At 43.7% G+C, this 25183-nt stretch carries 24 protein-coding genes and 1 pseudogene; 13 read left to right on the forward strand and 12 right to left on the reverse strand.

Annotation, left to right across the window (positions count from 1 at the left end):
* Nucleotides 1–128 precede the first annotated feature (128 nt).
* The 3 genes from A142_RS23830 to A142_RS23840 form a co-directional block, all read right to left on the reverse strand.
* The gene (locus A142_RS23830) at nucleotides 129–2177 is read right to left on the reverse strand and encodes an ATP-binding response regulator (RefSeq protein WP_019826013.1); all 2049 of its coding nucleotides are present in this window, start codon (nucleotides 2175–2177) and stop codon (nucleotides 129–131) included.
* A gap of 253 nt (nucleotides 2178–2430) precedes the next feature.
* Nucleotides 2431–3246 (reverse strand): TauD/TfdA dioxygenase family protein, encoded by an 816-nt coding sequence (locus A142_RS23835; RefSeq protein ID WP_019826015.1) that lies wholly within the window; start codon nucleotides 3244–3246, stop codon nucleotides 2431–2433.
* 293 nt (nucleotides 3247–3539) lie between these two features.
* Nucleotides 3540–4439, reverse strand: a complete 900-nt coding sequence (locus A142_RS23840) for a Vmh family MBL fold metallo-hydrolase (RefSeq protein ID WP_019826017.1) — start codon at nucleotides 4437–4439, stop codon at nucleotides 3540–3542.
* A 160-nt stretch (nucleotides 4440–4599) separates the two neighbouring features.
* Between A142_RS23840 and A142_RS23845 the strand changes: the two genes are divergently transcribed.
* Complete coding sequence (locus A142_RS23845; RefSeq protein ID WP_019826018.1) at nucleotides 4600–5493, forward strand: LysR family transcriptional regulator; 894 nt, start codon at nucleotides 4600–4602, stop codon at nucleotides 5491–5493.
* Between the two features lie 145 nt (nucleotides 5494–5638).
* On the forward strand, nucleotides 5639–6040 hold the full coding sequence (locus tag A142_RS23850; RefSeq protein ID WP_019826021.1) for an ACT domain-containing protein: 402 nt from the start codon (nucleotides 5639–5641) through the stop codon (nucleotides 6038–6040).
* Between the two features lie 106 nt (nucleotides 6041–6146).
* Here A142_RS23850 and A142_RS23855 read toward each other — a convergent pair whose 3' ends face one another.
* Nucleotides 6147–8033, reverse strand: a complete 1887-nt coding sequence (locus tag A142_RS23855) for a methyl-accepting chemotaxis protein (RefSeq protein ID WP_019826023.1) — start codon at nucleotides 8031–8033, stop codon at nucleotides 6147–6149.
* 342 nt (nucleotides 8034–8375) lie between these two features.
* The gene (locus A142_RS23860) at nucleotides 8376–9092 is read right to left on the reverse strand and encodes a DUF1826 domain-containing protein (RefSeq protein ID WP_029405698.1); all 717 of its coding nucleotides are present in this window, start codon (nucleotides 9090–9092) and stop codon (nucleotides 8376–8378) included.
* Between the two features lie 277 nt (nucleotides 9093–9369).
* On the opposite strand from A142_RS23860, the pseudogene A142_RS24900 reads away from it, so the two are divergent.
* The 6 genes and pseudogenes from A142_RS24900 to A142_RS23885 all read left to right on the forward strand — a co-directional run bounded on the left by A142_RS24900 (nucleotide 9370) and on the right by A142_RS23885 (nucleotide 14993).
* A pseudogene (locus A142_RS24900) lies at nucleotides 9370–9942 on the forward strand (YceI family protein).
* 327 nt (nucleotides 9943–10269) lie between these two features.
* Nucleotides 10270–10965, forward strand: a complete 696-nt coding sequence (locus tag A142_RS23870) for a VC0807 family protein (protein WP_019826031.1) — start codon at nucleotides 10270–10272, stop codon at nucleotides 10963–10965.
* 383 nt (nucleotides 10966–11348) lie between these two features.
* On the forward strand, nucleotides 11349–11624 hold the full coding sequence (locus A142_RS23875; RefSeq protein ID WP_017059113.1) for an HU family DNA-binding protein: 276 nt from the start codon (nucleotides 11349–11351) through the stop codon (nucleotides 11622–11624).
* A 25-nt stretch (nucleotides 11625–11649) separates the two neighbouring features.
* A complete protein-coding gene (locus tag A142_RS25265; protein WP_019826034.1) occupies nucleotides 11650–11793 on the forward strand; it encodes a hypothetical protein in 144 nt (47 codons plus the stop codon).
* Between the two features lie 327 nt (nucleotides 11794–12120).
* Nucleotides 12121–13023 (forward strand): VirK/YbjX family protein, encoded by a 903-nt coding sequence (locus tag A142_RS23880; RefSeq protein ID WP_019826037.1) that lies wholly within the window; start codon nucleotides 12121–12123, stop codon nucleotides 13021–13023.
* A gap of 266 nt (nucleotides 13024–13289) precedes the next feature.
* Complete coding sequence (locus A142_RS23885; protein WP_019826039.1) at nucleotides 13290–14993, forward strand: FAD-dependent oxidoreductase; 1704 nt, start codon at nucleotides 13290–13292, stop codon at nucleotides 14991–14993.
* A 159-nt stretch (nucleotides 14994–15152) separates the two neighbouring features.
* Here the strand turns inward: A142_RS23885 and A142_RS23890 are convergent, their stop codons facing one another.
* The 3 genes from A142_RS23890 to pnuC all read right to left on the reverse strand — a co-directional run bounded on the left by A142_RS23890 (nucleotide 15153) and on the right by pnuC (nucleotide 17431).
* Nucleotides 15153–15833 (reverse strand): Crp/Fnr family transcriptional regulator, encoded by a 681-nt coding sequence (locus tag A142_RS23890; protein ID WP_019826041.1) that lies wholly within the window; start codon nucleotides 15831–15833, stop codon nucleotides 15153–15155.
* A gap of 126 nt (nucleotides 15834–15959) precedes the next feature.
* Nucleotides 15960–16688 carry a nucleoside phosphorylase gene (locus tag A142_RS23895; RefSeq protein ID WP_019826044.1) on the reverse strand — a complete coding sequence of 243 codons (729 nt, stop codon included), beginning with the start codon at nucleotides 16686–16688 and terminating at the stop codon, nucleotides 15960–15962.
* A gap of 8 nt (nucleotides 16689–16696) precedes the next feature.
* Nucleotides 16697–17431 carry a nicotinamide riboside transporter PnuC gene (pnuC, locus tag A142_RS23900; RefSeq protein ID WP_017069647.1) on the reverse strand — a complete coding sequence of 245 codons (735 nt, stop codon included), beginning with the start codon at nucleotides 17429–17431 and terminating at the stop codon, nucleotides 16697–16699.
* Between the two features lie 365 nt (nucleotides 17432–17796).
* Between pnuC and A142_RS23905 the strand changes: the two genes are divergently transcribed.
* Complete coding sequence (locus tag A142_RS23905) at nucleotides 17797–18000, forward strand: hypothetical protein (RefSeq protein WP_017065471.1); 204 nt, start codon at nucleotides 17797–17799, stop codon at nucleotides 17998–18000.
* 42 nt (nucleotides 18001–18042) lie between these two features.
* Here A142_RS23905 and A142_RS23910 read toward each other — a convergent pair whose 3' ends face one another.
* Both A142_RS23910 and A142_RS23915 read right to left on the reverse strand, forming a co-directional pair.
* The gene (locus A142_RS23910; protein WP_019826045.1) at nucleotides 18043–19134 is read right to left on the reverse strand and encodes a transporter substrate-binding domain-containing protein; all 1092 of its coding nucleotides are present in this window, start codon (nucleotides 19132–19134) and stop codon (nucleotides 18043–18045) included.
* 220 nt (nucleotides 19135–19354) lie between these two features.
* Complete coding sequence (locus A142_RS23915) at nucleotides 19355–19792, reverse strand: PaaI family thioesterase (protein WP_019826046.1); 438 nt, start codon at nucleotides 19790–19792, stop codon at nucleotides 19355–19357.
* A gap of 34 nt (nucleotides 19793–19826) precedes the next feature.
* On the opposite strand from A142_RS23915, the gene A142_RS23920 reads away from it, so the two are divergent.
* Nucleotides 19827–20105, forward strand: coding sequence for a DUF134 domain-containing protein (locus A142_RS23920; protein ID WP_019826047.1), 279 nt, complete (start codon nucleotides 19827–19829; stop codon nucleotides 20103–20105).
* A gap of 52 nt (nucleotides 20106–20157) precedes the next feature.
* On the opposite strand, the gene nqrM is transcribed toward A142_RS23920, so the two are convergent.
* Nucleotides 20158–20355, reverse strand: coding sequence for a (Na+)-NQR maturation NqrM (gene nqrM, locus A142_RS24635; RefSeq protein ID WP_009846971.1), 198 nt, complete (start codon nucleotides 20353–20355; stop codon nucleotides 20158–20160).
* Nucleotides 20352–20798 (reverse strand): NifB/NifX family molybdenum-iron cluster-binding protein, encoded by a 447-nt coding sequence (locus tag A142_RS23925; protein ID WP_019826048.1) that lies wholly within the window; start codon nucleotides 20796–20798, stop codon nucleotides 20352–20354. The genes nqrM and A142_RS23925 overlap by 4 nt, the downstream gene beginning before the upstream one ends.
* A 477-nt stretch (nucleotides 20799–21275) precedes the next feature.
* Here A142_RS23925 and A142_RS23930 point away from each other — a divergent pair, with 477 nt between their 5' ends.
* The 3 genes from A142_RS23930 to A142_RS23940 all read left to right on the forward strand — a co-directional run bounded on the left by A142_RS23930 (nucleotide 21276) and on the right by A142_RS23940 (nucleotide 25179).
* A complete protein-coding gene (locus tag A142_RS23930) occupies nucleotides 21276–21998 on the forward strand; it encodes a DUF1007 family protein (RefSeq protein WP_029405700.1) in 723 nt (240 codons plus the stop codon).
* Between the two features lie 77 nt (nucleotides 21999–22075).
* Nucleotides 22076–23173, forward strand: coding sequence for a nickel/cobalt transporter (locus A142_RS23935; RefSeq protein WP_019826050.1), 1098 nt, complete (start codon nucleotides 22076–22078; stop codon nucleotides 23171–23173).
* Between the two features lie 488 nt (nucleotides 23174–23661).
* A complete protein-coding gene (locus A142_RS23940; RefSeq protein WP_019826051.1) occupies nucleotides 23662–25179 on the forward strand; it encodes an esterase/lipase family protein in 1518 nt (505 codons plus the stop codon).
* Nucleotides 25180–25183 lie beyond the last annotated feature (4 nt).

A 25183-nucleotide genomic window follows, 5' to 3' on the forward strand; every position in this document is an offset into this window, starting at 1 on the left:
ACCAACACCAACGGCAGGACTGAATGGACGCTATCATGTCGCGATACAAAAAGAGCCCAGCCATTCGCTGAGCTCTTTCTTGTATCTATGTCTACCCAATGGCCGTGAACTTCAGACGATTACATCCGCTAAATCCAGTGAGCAATTTTATCGAATAGTCGGTTTTTGTCGGCAGGTTTAACAATAAAGTCCGACATACCTGACGATTCCATCTTTTCCAAGGTAACGGGAGAACTGTCACCCGTGTGAGCAATAATCGGCACCGAAGAGTATTCTTTGTCGGCACTTCGAATACAGCGAGAAGCTTCAACACCGTCCATGATTGGCATTTCAATATCCATTAAGATCAAGTCGATATCGTCAGTATCAAGCGCATCTAAGGCTTGTTGGCCGTCTTCTTTCTGCACAACATCAAAGCCCTGTTTTTCCAATAACATTGCCGTAAATCGGCGTAGAGACTCGTTGTCATCGACCACCATGATCGTACGTTTAGTGGTGGCCTCTAGCGGTTTTACAGCAATCGATGGCATCACATAGTTGGAGTCAAACAGTAAACGATCAATGGTCGCTTTGGTATTCAGTAGCCAAACTTGCGTTTCCACCCAAATAGGCTCGAAAGAGATGTTACGCACACGCTTGATAGGATGACGTTCATACAAGTAAATGATTCGCGCCTCAGTAAACGAAAGTAACGATTCAATCTTATCGAGGCAATTGGCTCTTAAATCCAAGCTCTCCATATCAACGAAAATCAAGTCGAACTCAAACTGATATTCCTTATTCTGTAGCGCTGACGCCACATCCAAAATCTCTAGGTCAAAACCCATAAAGCGAGAGGTTTCAGTCATTTTCCTGGAAAGCACTGTCTGATCACTGATCATCAGCACCGTCTTGAGTTTAGTCAGTTCGCTCTTGATTTCCTCTACCGAATTGGAAGTCAAAGATGGGAAAATCATCGTGAACTGTGTCCATTGATCCACTTCAGACTGGCATTTAATCTCACCACCAAACGAGCGCATGACCTTCTGACAAAATGGCAAACCTAAACCGTAATTACCCGACTGGCCTGTGGTGTAAAAGTCTTGGAAAATACGACGAATGATATCGCTCGAAATACCAGAGCCGTTATCCGTCACCATTATCTGGTTCGTCACTTCATCACTGAACATGGTGACATGAATATGAAAATCTTCAGGGCTACGATGATGGAACGCATTCTTGAACAGATTATACATGACGTATTTCAACAAGGTGTCGCTACCCAAGAACTCAAAGTTACTCTGCACATCCAAGGAGATTGCTGACTTATCAGCAGAGCGCTTGTAATTGAAACTGTCTATCGCATCCTCAACCACCGCTTGCGCTGAATGCTTCTTAAACGTAGATCGAGAGACTCGGTTTTCATCAATTGAAGTCAGTAACAGATCTATCGTTTCGTTTCCGGAATGAATGATCTCCATCGCTTCATCGCCCACTTCACGTAGCTGAATCACTTCCTCATTGCTTAACGCATATTGCCCTTTTTGATCGCCACTTTTAGGGTTCGGCAATATGGACTGCATGACATCAATAGAGGTAAGTAAACCGCTTAGAGGGTTTCGCATCTCATGGGCGATACCTGCACCAAAAGACTTCGCCAATGACACCTTGTTTTCATGTTCCACCTGATTGCGGAAGTAGAACAAGTTGCCGAATAAGTAGATAAACAAAAAGATTGGCACATGCGTCCAATCCATTGTGAGTTCGAGGTAGAAGCCTTGTGCAATCCAAGCGCACAAGGTAGCAATCCCAATACCTGCAAAGGTTTGTGCAAACATCACTCTCGTCACGTGCACTAATAAAATATGGAGGAAAATAGCCGACATGAATGACATAACCCAAACGTTGGACCAATTATTCATTAACAGCATGTAGAAGAAGAAACCGGGCAAACAGATAGTTACAGCAACTTGATAATAAGCCGGAAGGTATTTTCGCCATTCAAATGGGACGCGATTGCGAAATATAATGCCAAAGAACAATACCGAGCAAAACAGGCGGAGTGCCAAGTTTTCGTAGGGTTGCGGAAACAAAAACTCCCACACAATGTAGTAAATTGGAAAACCGACAAAGCCCATCCAACCCACGAGGGTTAGATTCGGTTCTGCGTACTGGTAAACTTTACGAATCGCGTTCATACGAAATACTTTGTTCTCTAAGCCCTGACGTTTATTAATTCTATGATTTAGTTTTTATACTTATATTTTGGCACCGATTATATTACACATCACCTCCGAGCAGTGAGGTTTCAATCAAATAACCAACGGATTCGTTTTTATTATTAAGCTTAGATGAATAAAGTCTCAGTTTTATAGTTTAATTCAGACACTAAACCTGAGTTCCTGAGACTTGTCCGCTAGCGCCTGCACCAATTACCCCTCTTACTTACTGTTATGTCACTGTTACTCGATGCATTTTTCTTGGAGTATCACCGTAATCTATCACTGCGTAATGTTGCGTTACCCTGTTATCCCAGATCGCCATTGAGCCGTTGTCCCATTTGAAACGAACTTGAAACTCAGGGCGTCTCGCAATTTCAAACAGTTGGCTGAGTAAAACATCACTCTCTTGACGAGGCAGTTCGTTGATATAGCGAGTAAACTGCTCATTGATATACAGCGTTTCCTTACCCGTTTCAGGATGAACTTGAACAACCGGGTGAACCACTGGCGGATTATCCTGTGCTGTTTTAAGCAAGGATTTGTGCCAATCAAGCTCAATGTCTTCTGACTCTATACCTTCAAAGGCCACCAGCGAATGAGTCGCCGATAAGCCTCTCAACTTAGCTTTCATATCTTCATTTAGAGATTCAAAAACCGCCGTCATAGAACACCAGATCGTGTCACCACCGACGCTTGGAATGTGTTGAGCATGCAACAGGGAAGCTTTCGACGGCAAGCTGCGCCACGTTAAGTCGGTATGCCAATAACTTTCCATTGGCGCATTGCCTAGGGTTGTTTCAATCACACTCACCTGAGGCGCACTTTCCACGCGAGGGAAGAAAGGATGTGCAGGTTCTAACGTTCCAAAGCGTTCTGCAATCATCAAGTGTTGTTCTGGAGACAAAGTCTGCCCGTCGAGAAAGATCACTTGATGGGTTAGAAGCGCCTGATACACCTTATCGAGTTCATCAGCACTGCATGTAGAAATGTCTAATTCGTGGATGCGAGCTCCGATGTGAGGAGTAATGGGTTCTATTTTCAACATACTTTCGCTTATTGATGATATTGAGTTGCGGGACGGATCTGGCTACTAACAGTAAACCGGATAAATGCAGATTTTCTTTCCCACTTGAAATAGAAAATCGTCTCTCCGAAACAAAAAAAGAGCCCCTAAGCTGGAGCTCTTTTCGTTTTTTGATACTTCCTGTATCCATAGACAAGTCCAATCTGTAGTACTTTCACTGAAAGCCAGATCATCGATATCTCCAGTTGTGTATCACTAATAAATCTAGCATACAATCTTCAGACTGTTCTGCGACACAACCGAGATAATCAACTCTAGTGCCAAACCATCTCGCCACTCAGCACTTTCGCGCCAAGTTCTAAATCACCTTCCGTAGCCTCAAATTTCGAGTAGGCTTTCTTCATATAATCACTGATCTCGACCGATGTTGAATTACTTTTGCTCACCAATGCTTTTTCAATATCAGCCACATAATCCTGCGTGAACTGAACTGCATTTATCCCAGTTGGCATTTCACCTAAATAGTGACCCGGAATTACAACCTCTGGCTCAAGTGCTTTCATACGATCCAACGATTGTGACCACTGGCTACGAATCTCTTTCGATGCGGCATCTGCCATCCATACATGCACACCGCTATACACCGACACGCCACCAAATACAGTCTTTTCAGACGGAACCCAAAGGTAAGCTTGGTGTGTATTTATCTCTTTCACTTCGATGGTTTCACCTTCGATGCTTAATGTTGAGCCGTTCATCACGGTTGGAACAATCACCTTAGAGGGCGCATTGCCTGCTAATTTAGGCCCCCAGTATTCAAGCTTTGCATCTTTGGTGCGTTTGATATGTGCGACAACAGCTTCACTGGCAACGACCTTAACGTTAGGAAATGCCGAAACTATCGGTTCCAAACCAAAGTAGTAATCTGGGTCGCCGCTGCTGATGTAAACCATCGATAATTTTTTGCCTGTGGCTTTGATTTGCTCCACCAACTTTTGCCCGTCTGCGACACTAAATTGCGCATCAAACAGAATCACTTCTTTCTCACCCGAAACCAATACCGAGCTTGCGGGGAATATCGCGTTCTCGCCGGGGTTATAGTGAGTGATATTCAGATCCGCAGCTAAAGCAACACTTGATGCCAGCACCGTTCCTAGGCTTATGGTTCCTAAAAGCATGCTTTTTGATAACAGGTTTTTCGATAATGTATTCATGGCTTTATTCCGGTATTTGGAGTTGAACACCTGCCAACTCGCTGAATGTCCAAATATCTTATTTGATTGTTTTTAGATGAAATAGACATCAAATTGACTTTAACTGTTGCAGTTTTCGGACATATACTGAGGTCGGTTCAATTCTCTAGGCAATAAAACAATGGATAAACTCGAGGCAATGAATGTCTTTGTCACCATAGTGGAGCGTGGTAGTTTGAGCGCAGCTGCAGAGCACCTTGATCTCTCACGAACAAAGGTCACTCGTTATTTGGGTGAGTTAGAAACATGGATGGACACACGCTTGCTTCACAGAACAACACGAAGCTTAAGTTTAACCAGCGCAGGTAAAGAAACACTTGAGGTCGCCAGAGAACTTTTGGCTCTGGAAGCATCCCTAACTGGAATCAGAAACCAAAACCGAGAGCATTTAAAAGGTCAGCTGCGTATTACCGCGAGCTACTCGATTGTCGATAGCTTCTTGATGGACGTGATCGGTCGCTTCATCGATAAATGGCCAGAGGTCTCGATTGACATAGTTTCTACCGATCAAACGGTCAATCTTGTTGAGTCACGCATCGATTTAGCCATTCGCATAACCAACGAACTGACACCCAATATTGTCGCGAAGCAGATCGGTGAATGCCGCTCCGTGATTTGCGCATCGCCTCAATATCTAAAAGAGAACGGCACACCCACAGAAGCCCAAGATCTAGCGCACCACAACTGTTTATCGTTCAGTTACTTTGGCAAAACCGCTTGGACGTTCAATGGCCCCAATGGGCTGGAATCAGTCCCAATTAAAGGGAACATCAGTGCAAACACTTCAGAGGTTCTGCTTTCTGCCACACTCAAAGGCAACGGGATCTGCTTACTACCCTTTCCTTCGGTCGAAGGCTTAATTCAAGACGGATTGTTGGTTCCTCTGCTCTCCGAATGGAAACCTAAAACGCTGGGTGTACATACGATTTATGGAACGCGTAAGCAAGTCACTCCACTGTTAAGAGCCTTTATCGATCACCTATCAAGTGAGATGGAACAGTCGACAAGCTGGTAGAAGTACGATGCCGTCAATAAAGAGGAAAACTTGCTATTAGTAAAACTGATGCAGAATTAAAATCATTAATTTTACTTAACTGTCAGTTGCTTCTATCGTGACTGCATACATCATCGATTAGCTTATTAACGCAGGGAAACTGACTATGACTGCCATTACCGATCTAGACCTCCTACTGAAATCCATGTCACCAGAATTAATCGACGGTAACTATGTTTTTTGCACTGTCGACGGAGCGCTAGCAGACTATGTTCAGCTCAATCCAATCTCGACTTTTCGTGAAAAAGAAGGTTTAACACTGGTTCTGGAAGAAGACGTTGCGACCAAAGCTCAGCTAAACTTCGACGCTGTGTTTAGCCTGATCACTTTATCGGTACATTCGAGCCTTGAAGCGGTTGGATTGACGGCAGCGTTTGCGACAAAGCTTGGCTCATACGGCATTAGCGCTAACGTTGTTGCAGGCTACTATCACGACCACATTTTCGTTCAAAAAGACAAAGCAGAAGCTGCAATGAGTGCGCTGAAAGAGTTTTCAAAAACTGATTAATTAAGAGTTCGATTACTCACAAATACAAAAAAAGCGACGTAATCTACGTCACTTTGACTTATTGCTTACCGCGCACTCACTGATCAGGCATCAGCGAGTGAAACAGTTAAGCAAGCTTAAAAGTGGCCACTTTGTCGCTTAAACCCGCGGCTTGGCTTTTAAGTTCGTTTGACTCAGTTAAGCTGTCCTGTGCCCCCACAACCAAGTGGTCAGTAACATCTTTAATGGTCGTAATGTTTTGGGTAATTTCACCCGTCACGTGTGTTTGCTCTTCAGCTGCGGTCGCGATTTGAGTCGCCATATCGCTGATCAAAGCCACCGCCGTGTTGATCTCTTCAAGCGCATGCGAAGCTCTGTCGGCATCTTCTACTGAATGTATCGCCAGTTTAGAACTGCTTTCCATCAGCTCAACCGCTTGAGCTGTCGTGCGCTGTAGGATATCAATCGTTGATTTGATCTCTTCTGTTGAAGAGTGAGTGCGCTGCGAAAGCACACGTACTTCATCCGCTACCACAGCAAAGCCACGACCTTGTTCGCCAGCACGAGCCGCTTCAATCGCAGCATTCAAAGCAAGTAAGTTGGTTTGCTCTGCAATGCCTTGAATCGTTGCGAGTACAGTCGAGATCTCTTGAGCATGCTTGTTTAGCTCGCTAATCACACTACCTGCTTCGTTCACTTCATTGGCTAGGTTATTGATTGAACCTTTGGTATCCACAACCAGAGCGTGACCGCTGTTAGTGCTTGTCGCTGAATCTTGCGCCGCTTTTGCTGTTTGCTCGGCATGCGATGCGATCTCTTGCGTGGCGCTCGCCATTTCAGTTACGGCCGTCGCGACCATAGTGATTTCTTGCTGCTGATGATTAAGCTCATCCACCGAACGGTTCGCACGCTGAGCACTTTGCTCTGACTGACTGTTTAGCTGCTCTGACTGACCACGGATATGGCCAATCAACTGCTGTAAACTTCCAACAAAGGTATTGAAGTTATGAGCCAACTCACCCACTTCATCTTGGTTTTCAACATGAATGCGTTGAGTTAAATCACCACTACCATTCGCGATTTGCGCCAGTGCTTGAGATACGTGGTTCAACGGACGGAAGAGAATCGTACACAGCAGGTTAAACAGTATGGTACATACGATCACCACAAGTAGCGTCACCAACACTTGACCAATCACTGCATCAAATAGTGGCGCAACCAATGAGTCATGGTTAACAACGCTCACAGTAATCAGGCTCGTTCCATCAATCGCACGTGCGTACAGAACATAGTCGCTGCCGTTCAACTCGATAGAAGTGTCTTTACCGCTAGTCAGCGCCTTTTGTACATCCGCAAAATCTAACCCAAGTGAGCTGATGTTTTTGTTCAGTAACTTGGTGTCAGGGTGCGTATAAACCGTGCCCTTATTGGTCGCGATGAACATGTAACCTTCACCAGGAAGAATCACTTGCTCTAGGCTATTAAGAATGTCGGTAATTTCTACATCAGCACCCAACACAACTTGTTGACCATGTAATTGCATGGCAGTACCCAGCGACACAACATTCGCCCCAGTTGCAGCTGCAACCGTTGGATTATCCATGAATACCTTACTTGGGTTCGCAACCGCATTGGTGTACCAACCCCATAAACGGGGATCATCATTGCCCGGTGGCAGTACTACTCCGTTCGCGTTCTTTTGCGACCCATCAGGAAATGCCAAGAAGACATTATCAAAAGAGGCTGAGTCACGAACCTGTTTTAGATGAGTCACCAAGCTTTCTTGTTTGGATTCTTTCGAAAGAGAAGTAAGCGCACGCTCTTTGGATAAGATCCAATCCGATACATATTGATTGTACGAAGTCGATGCGCCCTCTAAGCGCTGTTCAACTTCAATATCCAACCTTTGCAGTGAAGCACGAAAAGACAATGCCTCGACCAAAATTCCCCCCAGGATAATGGCCATACTGGCTGAAATCGCCAGTTTATTTTTAAGCGAGAGTTTCTTGAACATAGGAAACCTATAATTTGGAAGTAAAGAACCGTGGCGAACAAGTTGGTTGCCAAAGCGGTTTGCAAGCGGGATATATTTTACGCTTTAAAATAAATTAAGAAACCGATGAGGAACTGAAATATTGATATATGTGAGTAAGTGCACGCATCATATCCATTGATTTAGAGAATGGTGAACTCTAAGTTTTGAATTCATACACTAATTGAGGTCGGCTGATGGGTGTCTTTATTTGGGAGTAACAACGGCATAGATCGCCCTATACCGTTAGCTCATTAGGAAGTTATTTAAATGAGTTGAACGTCTGAATAGAAACAGGTTGCGGACTAAATAGTCAAAAGTTGATCAACCAAAGTCCAACGTTAACAGCAATCGTGTCTCGTCAGATGAAGTGACTGGTGAACGGTGAACAAGACCTCTATTCTCATTGCCACTCCAACGCTCTCCTTTTAATAACGCAACATCACCACTGGTCATTTTCTGGATGTCAGATTCGTCGTTGTACAGGCCTGAAACAGAATCAGGCTGTCCGTTACTTCCACGACCAAGCTTAGAACGGTCGACTAAGTCGTTTGGCAACCATTGAGTCGCAACACCATGATAAGTTGTCACCAAGCGGCAAGGCACTTGATCAAAATGGAAACGTGGGCACATCGCTTTGTTCAAAACCGCTAAACGCAACCCGACTTCTTCAAGATCGAACAAACAACAGAACATATCCACCAGCTCTGCCATGTTTTCTAATAACGCTTTAGAAGCGGTTCCATCGGTGGCAAATTCCAATTTATCGAGAGCATTTTCAGGTGACACGCTAACAGACTTACTAAAGTTTGGATTCAATGCGATAAATTCACTGATTGCCGTCCTTAAGCCTTCATCAAACTGTCGCTGCCATACCGCTATATTAATATCGCTTTGGTAGATATCCGCTAATACCGTTGGCTGCTCAGAAGCACTAAAGCTTGGCTTGTGATTCGCCGGATCCTGAATACTCACAGCTGAACTAATGTTGAGTGGCTGGTTGCTATTGGTTGCCAACGGCTTGGTTAACACGGCATTCATTACGTCGTCTCCTTGATACATGCTCATCGCTTCCCTTTTACCAACAAAATAATTATTCTTGGCAAGAGTGATTTCTAGTTATGTTATAACATAACTAGAAATAAACAAATCACTTCGTCGATCATGATTACAGTAATACTGCAACGCCCTTCTTTGCCTGCGGTAATTTTTCGAATGCTGAACTAAGCTTCTATCAATTACTCTTTCCAAAAAGTCATTTTAAAAACGTACGACTCAACAACGTTAACCTGTGAATTCATCAATCTGGTGACAACTTATGAAAAAACTAATCTCTACATTCGGCCTCTTATGCGCCGTTATCTCCGCTCAATCTTTCGCGGAGTCGGGCTACACATTAGATCCGAAGTTATCGAACATCACATTCGCGACCATTAAAAAGCAGTTTGTTGTCGAGCCTGCATCCATCAAGTCAATGTCTGGAGGGCTTACCGAAGAGGGTCAGTTTTCAATAGTATTGGACTTGAAAAGCGTGAGCACCGGAGTCGCTATTCGTGACCAGAGACTCAATGAACTCTACTTTGAATCGATGATTTTTCCTGAAGTGAAGATCTCTGGGAAGGTTGAACCGTAGATGCTATCTGGTGATCCAAAAAGAACAACAGTAGCAGCGGAAGTTACTTTACACGGCGTAACCAAAACGATCGACTTCCCAGTTGTCGTGGTTCCATCCTCAGGTTTTGTCATGGTTAGCTCAGCCTCGACAATCATCGTCAATGGCGCTGATTTCGGGATATCGACAGAGAATTTAAACAAACTTTCAGCAACCGTGGGGGGATTAGCGATTGCCGACAAAATTCCCTTAAGCTTCAATCTACTTTTTGACCAGTAATGGTTTATATCTCTCCTTTTGGACCACCTCATTTCACATTCATCAATCGTTTAAGAATGGTGAATGTGAGTAACATACCGATCCATACGAGAAACTCGCCTGCTTCAGGCTAAGGTTTGAATCGACTTAACCGACTCCTCCGTTCGATTCCCCTAAACAGGTCGATAGACACCTTTCACAAAGCGTAAAATTGAGCATTAGTTAAGCTCTGAGATATCGTTGATGTCACATGTCGTTACACAGCATGACACCTTAGGGCTTTACATCTTGGGCGAGGTAAACAACAATCCCTGAGAATAAATCCATAACCTAATGTATTTAGAAATTATGAGTAGCACAGAAAACAAAAAATCGAGTCCTCTTTTTGAAGTCGTGTTTAACGTCTTCCTCCCTTCATTCATCTTAATGAAGTTCAGTGGAGAAGAGCACCTTGGAACAGGCTTAGCACTGCTTGTCGCCCTTGCCTTCCCTATTGCTTACGGTGGCATGGAGTTAATCCGTAATAAGAAGTTCAACTTTATCGCAGCGCTTGGCTTTGTCAGCGTGCTATTAACCGGCGGTATTGGTTTCTTTGAGCTAGACACTCGTTGGTTAGCACTAAAAGAGGCATTAATCCCCGGTCTAATTGGTTTGGCGGTTCTTGGCTCAACCTTCACCCGCTACCCGTTTATCCAGAAAGTTATCTTCACACCGGCCCTGTTAAATATCTCTCTTATTGAAGAGCGCCTAAAGCAGTTCGGTAACCAAGCAAAGTTTGATCGTTGTCTAATGACATCGAACTACCTATTCGCAAGTACCTTCGCTTTCTCTTCTGCGATGAACTATTTCCTAGCGACTTGGATTGTGACAAGCCCTGCCGGCACTGCAGCCTTTAATGAAGAGTTGGGCAAACTCACGCTATACAGCTACCCAGCCATAGCTATCCCTAGCATGCTGATGATGTTAGGTATTTTCTATTACATTTGGCGCCAAGTTCGCGCTATGACTTCGCTAGAAACAGAACAAATCTTTATTACTAAGTAGTTCTCGTTACGTTAGCTTTAAATACAGAACCGCTTCAAATACTAGATTTTTTTAAACGCTATAAAGCCCAGCCCTGTCGCTGGGCTTTATAGTTTTTGCTATCTAAATTCATGAACTCAATCGGCGCACGTTTGATTGATACTCTCAATCAACCAAGACATTCACCGCCACTTATCCGTCGTGAACTCAACTAACTCGCTTTAAATCCATAATAATCAATGAATTCCATTGATTGAGCCGACAGATGCTTTTATAGTCAATTCTGTTGGTTACTTTACAAAGCTCTACCCAACCACTGACAATATTTCAGTTGCCGTTGATAAGATCGCATAAGCTAGGTGCTAAAGGTAGACGCCAGCCGTACTCAATAAGGAATATAGATTATGAACAAATCTCAATTAGTTGAACACATCGCGACTTCTGCAGACATCTCAAAAGACCAAGCAGGCACGGCGCTCAATGCGCTTGTTGAAGGTATCTCTACTTCGCTTGCTAACGGTGATGACGTATCGATCCTTGGATTTGGTAGCTTTAAAGTTAACTCTCGTGCCGCTCGAACTGGTCGCAACCCGCGTACCGGAGAAGAGATTCAAATTGCAGCGTCAAAAACGCCAGCATTTAAAGCAGGCAAAGCACTGAAAGAGACGTGCAACCTGTAATACAAAAAATACAAGGAAGGTTACGATGACGACTAAGGAAAAAGCGAAAACGAGCCGAAGCAAAAAAGCAGGTAAGTCGACTAAAGCGCAAGCCGAAACACCTAAGACTCGTCAACGCATTGAAGAGCTTCTCGAACAGCGTGAATTGGCCAAACTGTTAGAGCTATAGTTTATATAAGAACTAAAGTTTAGGTTTGAGCAAAGTGATAGTTTGTTATCGTTCTAATGCCACTGCAGATTTGTAGTGGCATTTTTGGTTTAGAAACAGATTCCTAAAGTAAATACCAATCGCGACCTACGCCTTCTATCTACTCAAACACAAACACATCTGCCCAAAATCTGAGCTCTAAGTAACTGATTAAGTTACATAGCTATACATATCCATACTTACCCAAATCGCCTTTTTCACTATCATCATTTTCTTGTTATTGGTGAGATTATTGGAAGGGTTCGTGACACGACTGTGTTCGAGCAATCCTTCTTCTTTGAGGTGATTATGAATGTCGTTCGCATGGGGATTGAAGCAAATACCCATAAAAATAAGGGTAAGTACAAAGCGATACTTAAGTTTACTATTCGAGCCCTGTTTTATTATTCAGCCACTCGAAAAATGAGTGATAATTTCAACTCTGAAGAGAGAAAGTTGTTATTTATCAAGCAACCCAACTTCCTTTCTAAATTTGTCACTCCCTACTTATGCACTGGCTTTAGCAATAAAGAAAAGATAGAAATCTTATCCAAGCACTACGACTGGTTTGAAGAAACCTTCGCAACAGAAGCTAGACACCAAATCTATAATGAAAGACTCAATCTTTTAAAACTAGAGATAGATGACAACGTTTATCTGGTTAATCTCAGCTTTGAAAGAAACGCGAGAAAAGAAGGTGAACTGACAATTTCATTGACCAATTCTCTACTCGAAAAAATGTATTGCATCTCGTTCACTGTTTTCGACAACAGCATCTACATCGGTGGTATTCAAGGTGGGGCCAATGACAATGGATTTAGCCGCACATTCACAAAAGCTTTCTACGGTTTAAGACCTAAATCCTTCATGGTAGAAACACTAAGACTGTTAGCCATTAACTTAGGTATCAACAATATCTATGCGGTAAAAGAGTCTGGTCATGTGTCGAACTCATTACGCTACGGCAAGAAAAACAAAGACATCAGCCTTAAGTACGATAGTTTGTGGGAGGAGCACGATGGACAGGTGCATAATGACTATTTTTATCGTCTACCAACCAACCCCAACAGAAAAGATCTTGAGGCTCTAAAACGCCAAAAGCGCAAGTTGTATCGCGAGCGTTACGCTTGGTTAGACCAATATGAACTAGATCTAAAGAACGTAATCAGTCAGCACATCCATGATCCTATTCATTATGCTCATGACAGTTAATTTGGCTAACCTTTACTCGACTCGCTAACGCGTATTACCTTTACTAGCGTGCTTTAGTCTAATCACAACCCTTGGACCAAACGCTCAATCCCGAGGTGATAGCTTCAAATTAATATTAGACAATGCTAATTTACATCTTTATAGTATCTAGGTATTTCGAAACTACTCAATCGCCGGCGACCAGCCAGTACTGATCATTAAGAAGATACAAGCTCTATGCTCGGCAATTTGTATAGTTAAACTTAGAGACAGTAATAGGTAAACGTATGACTAAAATTGTAATCATCGGTGGCGTAGCTGGAGGTGCTTCAGCTGCTGCACGCGCTCGTCGTCTTAGTGAAGAAGCCGAAATCATAATGTTTGAACGAGGACCATTCGTCTCTTTTGCCAACTGTGGATTGCCATACCACATAGGTGGCGATATCGAAGATAGAAGCAAGCTTCTGTTACAAACACCTGAAAGCTTCTTAGCTCGCTTCAACGTTGACGCACGAGTAATGAACGAAGTTACCTCTATTGATCGCACCAATAAAACCGTTACAGTCAAAAATCTTGTTGATGGTAATCACTACAGCGAGAGTTACGACTTCTTATTACTCAGCCCTGGAGCCGGTGCCGTCGTTCCTCCCATCTCAGGAATCGATAACCCCCTCACCCATTCACTACGCAATATTCCAGATATGGACCGCATCATCGAAACAATCCAAATGAATAAACCTGAGCACGCGACAGTTGTTGGCGGTGGCTTTATCGGCTTGGAAATGATGGAAGCGTTTCATCAGCTTGGGATCAAGACTTCGTTGATTGAGATGGCTGACCAAGTAATGACGCCTGTAGACCGGGAAATGGCCGGCTTTGCCCATGCGGAGATTCGTGACAAAGGCATCGACCTAAAACTCGGCGTCGCGCTTGAGTCTGTGAAATATATACCTAACGAACACATCGCCAGTTTTGATTCAGGCGAGAGCGAGAAGCACCAACACATAGAGGGTGAATTAGAATTAACACTTAATAATGGCGAGTCATTAACTACTGATATCTTAATCATGGCTATCGGTGTGCGTCCTGAGACTAAGTTAGCAAAAGAAGCAGGACTTCAAATTGGCGAACTAGGTGGTATCTACACCAATGAAATGATGCAGACTAGCGATCCTAGCATCTACGCTGTGGGGGATGTGGTCGAAGAAAAAGACTTTGTCACAGGTGCACAAACTCTAGTTCCGCTTGCTGGCCCTGCTAACCGTCAAGGTCGTATGGCTGCCGACAACATGCTCGGACGCAATGAAATCTATCAAGGTACACAGGGCACAGCTATCTGTAAGATTTTTGACCTAGCCGTTGCCTCAACAGGGAAAAACGAAAAACAGTTGAAGCGTGAAGGCGTCGACTATGAAAAAGTCTATGTGCATACCGCAAGCCACGCTAGCTACTATCCTGGCGCTGAGATTGTCTCATTCAAGATGTTATTCGCCCCTAAGACAGGGAAAATACTAGGTGCGCAAGCCGTCGGTAAAGATGGCGTTGATAAACGCATTGATGTTATGGCAGTAGCTCAACGTGCAGGTATGACCGTTGATCAGCTTCAACACCTTGAATTAACCTATGCACCACCTTACGGGAGTGCCAAGGACGTGATTAACCAAGCCGCATTTGTTGCCAACAATATTATTAAAGGTGACGCGACACCTATTCATTTCGATGAGATTGCAACATTAAGCGACAACCAACTCCTACTCGATGTTCGTAACCCTGGCGAACTAGAAAATGGTGGCTTTATTGAAGGCGCAATCAACATTCCTGTCGACCAACTGCGTGATCGAATGAGTGAGCTCCCAGCAGACAAAGAGATTGTAATCTACTGCCAAGTCGGGTTACGTGGTAACGTGGCTTATCGCCAACTCGTCAACAACGGCTTTAAAGCACGCAACTTAATCGGTGGTTATAGAACGCTCATGTATGCAAGAGCTTAAGGATTAATACTTAGTCGCCGGTAATGGTGCGCGGACACTTACGGGCTAGTTGCTAGTTGCTAGTTGCTGAGAGAAAGTCGCTCATATATAGATGCGAGTAGTTAATAGTAAACATTGAAAAACCGAGCTTGGCATTTAAGTAAGTGCCAAGCTCTTTTATTATTCGTAGGAGTCAATAAAAGCTTGCAGTGCTCGCTGATCGACAATTTCTAACCCTTGATCTCCTTTTCTGATGAACCCCTTGTCTAGTAGGTCTTTAACCGCTCTTCGATACACTCTGCTCGATGTACCAAATCGTTCTGCTTCTTGATTCACTTTATCGAAACCGCCTAACACAGTGTTAGTCTCGCTTTGAACCAATAAATCATAGGCAATATTGTAGGTAATTGAGTGTAAAAGACGGTTAGTATAAATACCCATAGAGTCTTGATAATCTTCCGCTAATGCAGAGGCAAAGAAGAACATCATCTCCGGATTTTCATGTAGTGCTTCTGCTAATCTCTGAATGCAAATAACATCAACTTGCATGTGTTCATCAGCCACTACGTTCCACTGACAAGGGGTCTGCGTGAAAAACTCCATCTCACCGAAGATATGGTAATCACAATTCACTTCGCCCAATTGAAAGCGTCGCCCATTAGCCGCGGAAATACTCATAGAGACTCTTCCTGCGGGCACGACATAAAGATACTGAAGCTGCTCACCTTGACGTAGGATTTCATCATTTTGATTGAAGTAACGAGAGTTAACTTGGTGTTGGTAGATGAGATCTCTAAATTCAGAGCTTTTTTGTTCTAAGTAGTTTTTAAAGCGTCCGCTTGAGTATGGTGCAATCTTCATACTTACTCTCTCATTACATTACTGCTGTTTATATTCAAACGATTGTAACCACTTAAACCACAGGAGAGAACACAATAAAAAAGCGACGGTCTCCCATCGCTTTTATTGTTGTTTTTCGCCAGAACCTTATTGTGCAATTAATGCTTCCAGTGCCGCTAAAGATGCTAGCCGCTCTCCTTGCATCATTGCCTCTGCCTCATCGACATATTGCCCAACGCCCTCTTTTACATCTTGTTCATACAAGACAACATTGTTCAAGATAGAAGCTACATTAAGCCCTCTCAAGCGTCCAACGGTAAACAGCGCGGATGTTTCCATGTCTGCACCTAAAATGCCTTTGCCATTCCAGTACTGACAAAGCGCCTGTTCATCATCGGTATAAAAACTGTCGTGTGAGCGTACCGTGCCCAAATAGTAAGGTGTTATTTGCTGCTGCAAGAACTTGTCTAGCTCTTTAAGCAGAGAGAAGCTTGCATAAGCGGGATACGACGGTTTAACGTAAGCCGCAGACCCCCCCTCATCACGAACCGCGCCCTCTGCAATAATTAGCTCACCAAGCCCGATATGTGACTGCATTGCGCCTGCAGACCCTACTCGGACAATATGAGTCACACCACAAAACTTAAGCTCTTCTACCGCAATGATCATTGAAGGTGCGCCAATGCCAGTGCTACAAACCGATATCGCTTTCCCTTGATAGACACCCGTGAAGATTCGATACTCTCGGTTCTCAGAAACCAACTCTGCCTCTTCAAGTAAGCTCGCGATACGATTCGCTCTATCAGGCTCACCACAAACAATGACCAACGAAGCAATTTGCGTTTCATCAACGCCGATATGAGGTTGCTTTGCCATCTTCACTCCTAAGAAGCCGTTGCTTGAGTGAGTGATTTATCACTGTTTCGTTTTGCAGTTCGCGCCCACTCACGAGTACCATTTGCCGCAATAAACATTAAGATTGCGTATTGAACAGACATTGCGTAAACGCCCTGCGTTGCATAAATACCAACACTAATAATGTTAATCACAATCCACAGTATCCAGTTTTCAACATACTTACGTGTCATAAGAACTTGAGCAACAATAGATAGAATGGTCATCGTTGCATCCCAGAATGGGAACGCATCCGGTTCAAGCACTGGCTCCGCTAAATCCGCACCAAATAGATTCAGGCTATCTACCGCGATGTTTGCTAGCGCAAAGAAGAATGGGTCGATGTACATAGTTAACAAAGCAATAGAAATCGCACACGCTACGGCCGTTGCTACTAGTTTATTTTGGCTCAACCAACGAACTTCTAGCGTTTCACCTTGCTCATTAGGACGTGTCCATGCGTACCAACCGTAAATGTTGGCGCAAAAGAAAAAGAGTTGTAGAAGTAACAGTCCGTATAACTGAATTTGGAAAAAGATAACCGCGAATAAGGTGACATTCAGCAATCCGAACAGGTAGTTAATGGTTTTTTCTTGGCTTGCAAACCAAATACACAACAAACCAAACACGGTGCCGAATGCTTCAATCCAGCTCATTGCGTAGCCATCCCCTATTGGGATATTGACTAGAGTATTGTTGATATCAAGTAGGGCGAATAGGTCCATAGGGATGTCCTTTATTATTTGATTTTTGTAGCACCTATCTTATTGCGCCGATAGAAACAAAGAGGAGGACATTTGTCCCCCCTAGAATGCATGCGATCATAAATCAGAATATTAATCCGGAAAATCAATTTCACGGGAAGGTGTCATAGCCCTACCACAGTCTCGAACTCGAAACTCCAGCACCAGAACAGCCCCCCTTCCAAAAACGAAATTTTAGCTTACTGGCTTAACGCCGATATCGCGTTGACGATACCATTTGAGAAGCGCATGCTTTTATTTCGAGCAGAATAGTTGTCTAGGGTGTTAACCGTGTAATCGCCCCATAACTCGTTCTGTCCAACGTACTCAATTGAATGGCAGGTCACATGAATAAAATTATTATGTTAGTAATGGGGCTGCTTTTTACCAGTCGATTGTTTGCCAGTATTGTTCCGCATGTTGGTCAGCTTGAGCATGATGCGCCTATTCTCCTTCGCTCGGCATTGATTGTGGGTGTTGCGGCTTACGCGGTTTGGAGTGCATTCAAATACTTCAAAAAGACCAAGGCCTCAGGTTCAGATCAACTGTAACGGCGAAAGTCCAAAAGCTTTTGAATAAACCTCTAATTTCGATTACTGATCCGCGAAATAATCGACCAAGATTTTACGCCACTTTCGTGACTCACGAATCTTCAACAGGGCGCGGTTAATCTCTTCTTCGTACACGTTATTTTCAGTGATGATAAAGCCATAATTCTGCTTTTCTAGCTGATACGGCAACACTTCCAGATCTTCAAACTGCCCGCTTATTCTGCCATTACCAATCATATATTTGAGCACCACATCATCGGCAACAATCGCTTCTACTTCACCGTCCTCTAAAGCCGCCAGAAGCCTTGGCATATCGACGTAACTCTTGTGTCGAATACCGAAGCTTGTGAGCATCAAAGAAGACGTCGTTGCAACCTTTGCACCCACCTCCACATTTGCAAGATCATTCACACCTTCAATATAGGAATAGCCTCGGCTGAGAGTCAATTTACTTGCTAAAACAGCGGTAATACTGGCAATAAACAGCATACTAAACACACCAATGAACACCGTGGCAATTCGTCCAGTTAAGCTCTTAAACTCAAAGTAATTGAAAGGGCCTCGTGTGATAAAAAGTAAGCCCATAATAAAGCTTTCCAACAAACGTCCCGTTCGGCTTTTCATCGAGTAGAGCTTTTCATTCTCGCCATGCTCCAATAAGTAGAAAAACGCGCCAATTACGCCAGAGATAAAGACGACGGCACCAATGATCAACCACAGCGCGGGATTGAAGAAAATGGCATGTAAGGTTTGAAGGTAGCCCTGTTTTTTAACTGCAATAGCGAGGTGAGTTTCGTAAAAAGAGTGAGAAAAGTCAGCAAATAACTCTCGCTCTGGGGTGATTGAAATACAAGATACACCGACATCAATTTGCTCGGTTTCAATCGAATTGAGTAAGTCATCTAAGCGGTGAGTCTCTAGCGTGTACTCAACGCTCATCTCTTTGGCGATCTGCTCCCAGAGCTCGACACTAAGACCACTCCACTCGCCTTCCATAGAGCTGATGACAAAAGGAGGACATGGATAAACGCCGACTTTAAGCGGGGCGGAAGAAGCATAGCTACTGAAGAATGGAAAAAGTAAAACGATTGATAGAGCACAATATTGGAATGTCGATTTGAAGAATTTTGGCATCAGCAGCCCTCCCAAAAAAGGCAGTGATGAATTGAATCGAGTGCGGGGAACTCGCTCTAATGAACGGATTCAAGCGTGCTCAGGAAGCTCAAAGATGGATAGTGAATTCAATACTGCCTTACTAGTTTTTTCGTTATTACATTAACTATAGAAAACCTCTATTTATTGTGCAAAACAGCGGAATCAACAAACTAGCACCATCCAAGCTGTCGCTCGATAACTAGGGTGATGACATGAACTGACTTTGTGCCGACGAACATAACTTTCCGCACTGCGTAATTTGGCTTTCTAGGAAGTAGATATTACGTCTGCTTTTGACCCATTGGGCGCAAACTTCCAGTTCTTGACCAATCAAAATCGGATGGTGAAAACGAGACGTTAAACTCACCGTCATCGCTTTGATACTGTTCTGAAATAGACAATGCAGCATCGCGCTATCATGCAGTGTGGTGACTATGCCACCCTGCATAATGCCATCGTAGCCCTCAGCTTTATCTGTTGGTACAATCTTGGCCTTGGTTTTATATTTAACTACTGCCTCATGCTTAGTTAAAGTCTCATGCTCGCCAACAGCTTCAAAACAAATGGCGCTGTCGTTGAAAAAACCTTGGCTGCACACTTGGCAACGCCGATGATTGTGTGGAATGAAAACCTTCATACTTACCTTTACCCATAGATTGCTAGAGATTGATATGGCTCGACCAAAAAAACATCGCCAGTTGTGTACCCGTACGGCTTACTCTTGTTTTAAGCCCAATGGTGTTCCTATGGACGAGCTTCATAAAGAAGAATTGCTATTAGAAGAGTTAGAAGCCTTACGCTTGGCTGATCAAGAAGGATTGAGCCAGCTTGAAGCCGCCGAGCAGATGCAGGTGTCTCGCCAAACGTTCGGCAACATCATCAAGCGTGCAAGAGCCAAAGTCGCCAAGTGCATCGTCAACGGCCATGCGTTGGTGATTCAAGGCAGTTAATTCACGTGTTAGCCAGAAGTTATTTAACTCAGCGAGCGAGAACTCTTGATACTTAGCTTGATGGCTCAGTAATCTGATATAACTTTCGGCTTTGCCCTTCACACACATCCTTGCAATTGCATTCGCGCTCAATGTCTAACTGTGCGAGTCCTCCACAACTGCCTTTGATTGGCTTGCGCGAAAAAATCACGCCTATCGCCATCAGTGTAACGACTCCGACAAACCCCAATAGCGTCAACAAAAAGGTCATTTACGGAACCCTCGAATAGCGCCTAACTGATTAGGCTGTGCCATTAAAATCGAAGCTTGTTTTTTGTGCCCTTTCTCGCCGCACATTTTATTGCTACACCCGCTATTTCGCGACTCGCGACCATAATCGAGGTCGGTTACTTCTTGTAGATTGCTAAAATCCAGAGTGGTAACTTCGGCTTTTCCTTTAGATTTAAAAACGCGAACATCATGATTGAACAAGTGCGACAGCATTTTCTTCCCGATGTGACGAACCACAACAGCTTTCACATCATAAGATTTAACTACGGACATCCATTGCTTCTTCTTATTGCACGGGCTGTCTGACTCAACCAAAGGAATAAGATGCTTTATTTGTTGTTGCTCATCGACAATCGCGATCTGTGGAGAACGGGCAAAATGGTTGCCGACATGAAGGTCACGACAAGGTATTGCGTATAACATAGTAACTTCCTGTTATTGATGATCAGAAGTTCAGCATACGCCCCGTTATTGGCATATGCCAACAACTATCATGTGAAAAATAAGATTTACTGGATCGATAGCTAAGATCACAAGCACCCAAACTTACCGTCATCTTCAGCCTATCTCAGTTACCTTTCAAATAACCATATATACTAGGGGGTAGTATTTTATGCTTGGGGTATTTTTTTGCGTTGTTAATGCCTGTTATCAAGAGCCAAGCTCAAACCCATTACAAAAAGGCCTCGCACAACCGAGAGCTTAATCGACTATTCAACGTCACACACTAGTCTGAATAATGTCGAATCAGGGACCAATCAAAGATGTTTATAGGAAAAATAGGTTGGATTGAAAATCAAGAATTACAGTCGGCTTCAATGTAAACAAGCTTATAATTTGAAGTGAACAACGCATCGAGTTGTTATAGTATAACATCACACTAAATTACCATCATTTCTCATGAAAGAGCCATTTATTCTAATCGATGTCATCAATCGCCTCTCCACACGCTATGTAAGCCGTTTCTCGACATGCTTTCGCTCTCTCAAGGGCTTGACTGTTGGCCTAGCATTATTGTGTTTTTCGCCAAATCTATATGCCCACCCTCACTCTTGGATAGAGATGAAAACTCATATTGAGGGAGAGAATGGCATGATCACCGGTCTCTCTATGGAGTGGTCTTTTGATGCAATGACCTCGATGTACATGTTGGATGGAGAAGACGTCTCTACCGATACAGAAACTGAAACATTCAAAAAGCTCGCTGCGTCTGTAATCGAAAACATGATGTACGAGCACTACTTCACGTATTTTTATGATGGTGAAGAGCCCATCAAATATCAGGTGGTTGAGAACGCAAAGTTTGAGCGTGATAAAGCCAAGATGGTTCTAACATTTGACCTACCACTTTCTAAACCTAAGCCAGTGACACGAGACTCGCTTCGCGTATTGATTTTTGACCCTAGTTACTTTGTCGACATGTCGTGGCTATCCAATAGAGACGTGACATTGTCACTTAAACTAGCGAGACAATGTCAGTTGGAACTAATCGAGCCCAACCCGACGCCAGAACAGATGAGTTATGCGATGTCTTTACCTGTCGATGCAGATCCAGATAACACGTTAGGCCAACTGTTTACTCAATCGGTCAAGCTTCATTGTGCGGCAGTTCCTACACCCTAATAAAGCAACTCTTTACCGCCATGACGTAAGCCTCTCAATTCATTTAGAGAAAAATATCTGATATAGGTTCTTGTGAAATGCAGACAAATCAAATTAAAACAAACTATTACCTTATTAGCGCCGGAGCTTTATTGCTTGTTGCTGTCGGTGCATATCAACTGTGGTCTATGTGGCCATCGTTAGTTATCTCTAGCATCCAATGGCAAAGAGAAATCAATTCAGAGCTTGCAGACCTACTCTATGAAGCTAAGTCCAACCCTTGGGGTGCAGGCAGTTACCTTATCGGGTTCAGCTTTATCTATGGCATGCTTCATTCTCTGGGGCCTGGGCATGGCAAAGTTATCGTGTCTACTTACTTAGCGACTCACCCAACCAAAGCCAAGGCGAGTTTAGTGCTGACAATCGTATCTGCATTTTTACAAGCATTAGTCGCAATCTTATTAGTAAGCGTGTTGCTATGGGGCTTTAGCGCTTCTATGCGAATGGTGAATGACAAAGCAAATATGTTTGTTTCATTAAGCTTTGCCTTAGTCTCGGTCGTCGGCGCGCTTATATGTTGGAAGACTTTGAAAATTATCTATACCACGTTTCGCAAACCTAAACTGAAAGTGAAAGCGATCACCACATTAGCTGCCGATACGTCTTCGCCAATTACAGTCCAATCCCCCATGGCGCTTCGCTCATCAGTACCAGCTGGTTCAATGATGTTGACCCCATCAAACGCATTACAACCTGCAGAACACACTCATTCCGACCATTCACATGCCAACTGTGGGTGCGGCCACCAGCATGTTGCCGATGCAGACTCAATCAACAAAGCCTCAACGCTCCGAGAATATGCGGGAATCATCGTGACGATAGGCGTGAGACCATGTACTGGCGCGATTATGGTTCTGCTTTTCGCAAACATGATTGGTCTATATTGGATGGGTGTTGGCAGTGCTTTTGCCATGGCGACTGGTACTGCTTTCACAACCTCGGCGATTGCTATAATGACACTAACAGGCAAGAACTTGGTAAAACGCTATTTGGCAGCAGGTAACAAGAATAACAGTGCTTCACTAAAAGCCGCAGGTCATTATTTACAGCTATTCGGTGGTGTTTTACTTGTCTTAATTGGCTTGTTGCTAATGAGTGGACAAGACAGCGGTATGTCGCCTGTTTTCACTATGTAGCGAACGATGTAATAACAAACCTCAGTTTATTGCGACCTTTACCATTTTTACTAAAAAACACTAGCCCTTATCTCTCAAATCTGAATTGACAGCCACATAATTTCTACTAACCTAACTTTGCACTGCCAGTTAGGTTAGTAGTCAGCCATTCAGAACAGCGCGCTCTATGTAGTTCTGTAACAAACCTACATCCAACTTTGATTTTCCTATTCTTAGCTACTCTTTCATAAACTAACTTAGATTGTTCTAACAATATTAGAGCACTATCCCCCTCCTTTTGAAAATAAGGACATAACTTCCGCAATCCAGAAACTGCGATCGCACTCTTCCTATTTTGAAAAAAATAGAGCAGCAGTTTTATCAATTGAGTAACAAGCCGAAATTATACCCAATAAATTTCACATCAAACTCCAAACCTTTACCTTACAACTACAGATAGAGCTTTCTTCAACCAAATTCTTGGATAACCTATACTCAAAGGTAGACAAATGAAACTATACATTCCGAGCGCCACGCTCAGTGTTTTGTTACTTTCTCCGAGTTTCGCGAGTGCCGAAGATATACCTGATTCATACGAATTGCGTAATTTTTCGATGCGCTCACAAAGCTCTGGGATAGCCCCACCGCAAGAAGAACTCGGCGTTTATGTTGTGAATTCGGGTCCTGGTCTGGATACCGGTTGTACCTATGCTTCTGGCGGACCTCTACTTATCTCTTTACCTGTTCCTATGGTCGTCAGCCCCAACGTTTTACAAAGTGACGGGAGAATTGCTCCGAGTAAACTGGGCGATATGCAGCAAAAAGGCGTTATCGGTTCTAACGCAAGGATCAGCATGCCGGTCTTCGACATAGACTCCAATGCCAACGTCAGTAATATTGCTCCAGAAATAGATATCGTATCTTTTAACGGAAAGTCTTTAGGTACGCTGCAAGGCGCTGATAACCGTTGGACGGATACTAACCTTCAAGTCGATATCAGTGATATCAAGTTCGGCCAAAACAATAAGATTCGCGTCGATATTGATACTGGCAATACGGGAGACAACTGGTGTATGTCTGTCGATTGGGTCTCAATCGAGTTTGATGTTGCCATTCCTGTGATTCTTGCTCATGGCATTGCTGCACAATCAGACACTTGGGATGATGATACGGCTCCAGGCGTGCTTTCTACACTTGATGACTATGGCATTCGTTATACTCGTTTCTCTGCTGACAAAAATGGAACCACAGCGACTAACGCTAATATCTTGAACAACAAAATTCAGGGTTTTCTCGATGAGTTGCAATCCGACAAAGCTCACGTCATTGCACACAGTAAAGGCGGGCTAGATACCCAAAACCTCAAAGCACTTAGCCCTTCCTTTGAGATAACCTCCCTTTCTACTTTCTCCACACCTCACCTTGGTAGCGTCGCAGCAGATTTGTCGGTGATAAAAATGGACCACTACGCAGATATCTACAGTAACGTCAGTACCAATCCAAATAATTACGCTGGCAAGTACATGCAACTCCCAAATATTCCGTTTGCGGGTCCTAAAATGCCTGGTATCCGTGATCTAACAACGGATACAGCATCAAGCGCGATCCAAATGCGTACTCGCGGCAATATTGCAAATACATTTTCTATTGGGGCAAATGCAGATCTCAACCAAGACGGTGTTATTGAGAAAGATCCTGACATCGTTGGCCTATTCCCATGGGGATCGCGTTGGGCAGGCGTTACCGCTTGGCAGGCGCTAAGAAGCTTTAGTTCTGCGGCCTACCTCGATACTCAAACTCAATCGGTCACAATGCCAAGTGGGTATGGACCACAAGCTCATCCAATCACCATAGTCAGTTACCAAGCCATTCAAACAGTACCGCAAGAAAATGATGTTGTTGTAACCTTGGCAAGCGCTAACCCAAGTTATACCAATGCATTGGGTAACGTATTGGCTAACCACTCAACAATGAAAACGGGACAAAACGTTGAACGTTTTCTACAACAAATTATTTCAATGCGCTAAGGAG

Source organism: Vibrio splendidus 12E03 (assembly GCF_000272105.2).
Classification (GTDB): domain Bacteria; phylum Pseudomonadota; class Gammaproteobacteria; order Enterobacterales; family Vibrionaceae; genus Vibrio; species Vibrio splendidus_I.

Coding starts and splice junctions, on each gene's coding strand:
- A142_RS23830 (WP_019826013.1), bottom strand. CDS start 2,177: ATGAACGCGATTCGTAAAGTTTACCAGTACGCAGAACCGAATCTAACC.
- A142_RS23835 (WP_019826015.1), bottom strand. CDS start 3,246: ATGTTGAAAATAGAACCCATTACTCCTCACATCGGAGCTCGCATCCAC.
- A142_RS23840 (WP_019826017.1), bottom strand. CDS start 4,439: ATGAATACATTATCGAAAAACCTGTTATCAAAAAGCATGCTTTTAGGA.
- A142_RS23845 (WP_019826018.1), top strand. CDS start 4,600: ATGGATAAACTCGAGGCAATGAATGTCTTTGTCACCATAGTGGAGCGT.
- A142_RS23850 (WP_019826021.1), top strand. CDS start 5,639: ATGACTGCCATTACCGATCTAGACCTCCTACTGAAATCCATGTCACCA.
- A142_RS23855 (WP_019826023.1), bottom strand. CDS start 8,033: ATGTTCAAGAAACTCTCGCTTAAAAATAAACTGGCGATTTCAGCCAGT.
- A142_RS23860 (WP_029405698.1), bottom strand. CDS start 9,092: ATGAATGCCGTGTTAACCAAGCCGTTGGCAACCAATAGCAACCAGCCA.
- A142_RS23870 (WP_019826031.1), top strand. CDS start 10,270: ATGAGTAGCACAGAAAACAAAAAATCGAGTCCTCTTTTTGAAGTCGTG.
- A142_RS23875 (WP_017059113.1), top strand. CDS start 11,349: ATGAACAAATCTCAATTAGTTGAACACATCGCGACTTCTGCAGACATC.
- A142_RS25265 (WP_019826034.1), top strand. CDS start 11,650: ATGACGACTAAGGAAAAAGCGAAAACGAGCCGAAGCAAAAAAGCAGGT.
- A142_RS23880 (WP_019826037.1), top strand. CDS start 12,121: ATGAATGTCGTTCGCATGGGGATTGAAGCAAATACCCATAAAAATAAG.
- A142_RS23885 (WP_019826039.1), top strand. CDS start 13,290: ATGACTAAAATTGTAATCATCGGTGGCGTAGCTGGAGGTGCTTCAGCT.
- A142_RS23890 (WP_019826041.1), bottom strand. CDS start 15,833: ATGAAGATTGCACCATACTCAAGCGGACGCTTTAAAAACTACTTAGAA.
- A142_RS23895 (WP_019826044.1), bottom strand. CDS start 16,688: ATGGCAAAGCAACCTCATATCGGCGTTGATGAAACGCAAATTGCTTCG.
- pnuC (WP_017069647.1), bottom strand. CDS start 17,431: ATGGACCTATTCGCCCTACTTGATATCAACAATACTCTAGTCAATATC.
- A142_RS23905 (WP_017065471.1), top strand. CDS start 17,797: ATGAATAAAATTATTATGTTAGTAATGGGGCTGCTTTTTACCAGTCGA.
- A142_RS23910 (WP_019826045.1), bottom strand. CDS start 19,134: ATGCCAAAATTCTTCAAATCGACATTCCAATATTGTGCTCTATCAATC.
- A142_RS23915 (WP_019826046.1), bottom strand. CDS start 19,792: ATGAAGGTTTTCATTCCACACAATCATCGGCGTTGCCAAGTGTGCAGC.
- A142_RS23920 (WP_019826047.1), top strand. CDS start 19,827: ATGGCTCGACCAAAAAAACATCGCCAGTTGTGTACCCGTACGGCTTAC.
- nqrM (WP_009846971.1), bottom strand. CDS start 20,355: ATGACCTTTTTGTTGACGCTATTGGGGTTTGTCGGAGTCGTTACACTG.
- A142_RS23925 (WP_019826048.1), bottom strand. CDS start 20,798: ATGTTATACGCAATACCTTGTCGTGACCTTCATGTCGGCAACCATTTT.
- A142_RS23930 (WP_029405700.1), top strand. CDS start 21,276: ATGAAAGAGCCATTTATTCTAATCGATGTCATCAATCGCCTCTCCACA.
- A142_RS23935 (WP_019826050.1), top strand. CDS start 22,076: ATGCAGACAAATCAAATTAAAACAAACTATTACCTTATTAGCGCCGGA.
- A142_RS23940 (WP_019826051.1), top strand. CDS start 23,662: ATGAAACTATACATTCCGAGCGCCACGCTCAGTGTTTTGTTACTTTCT.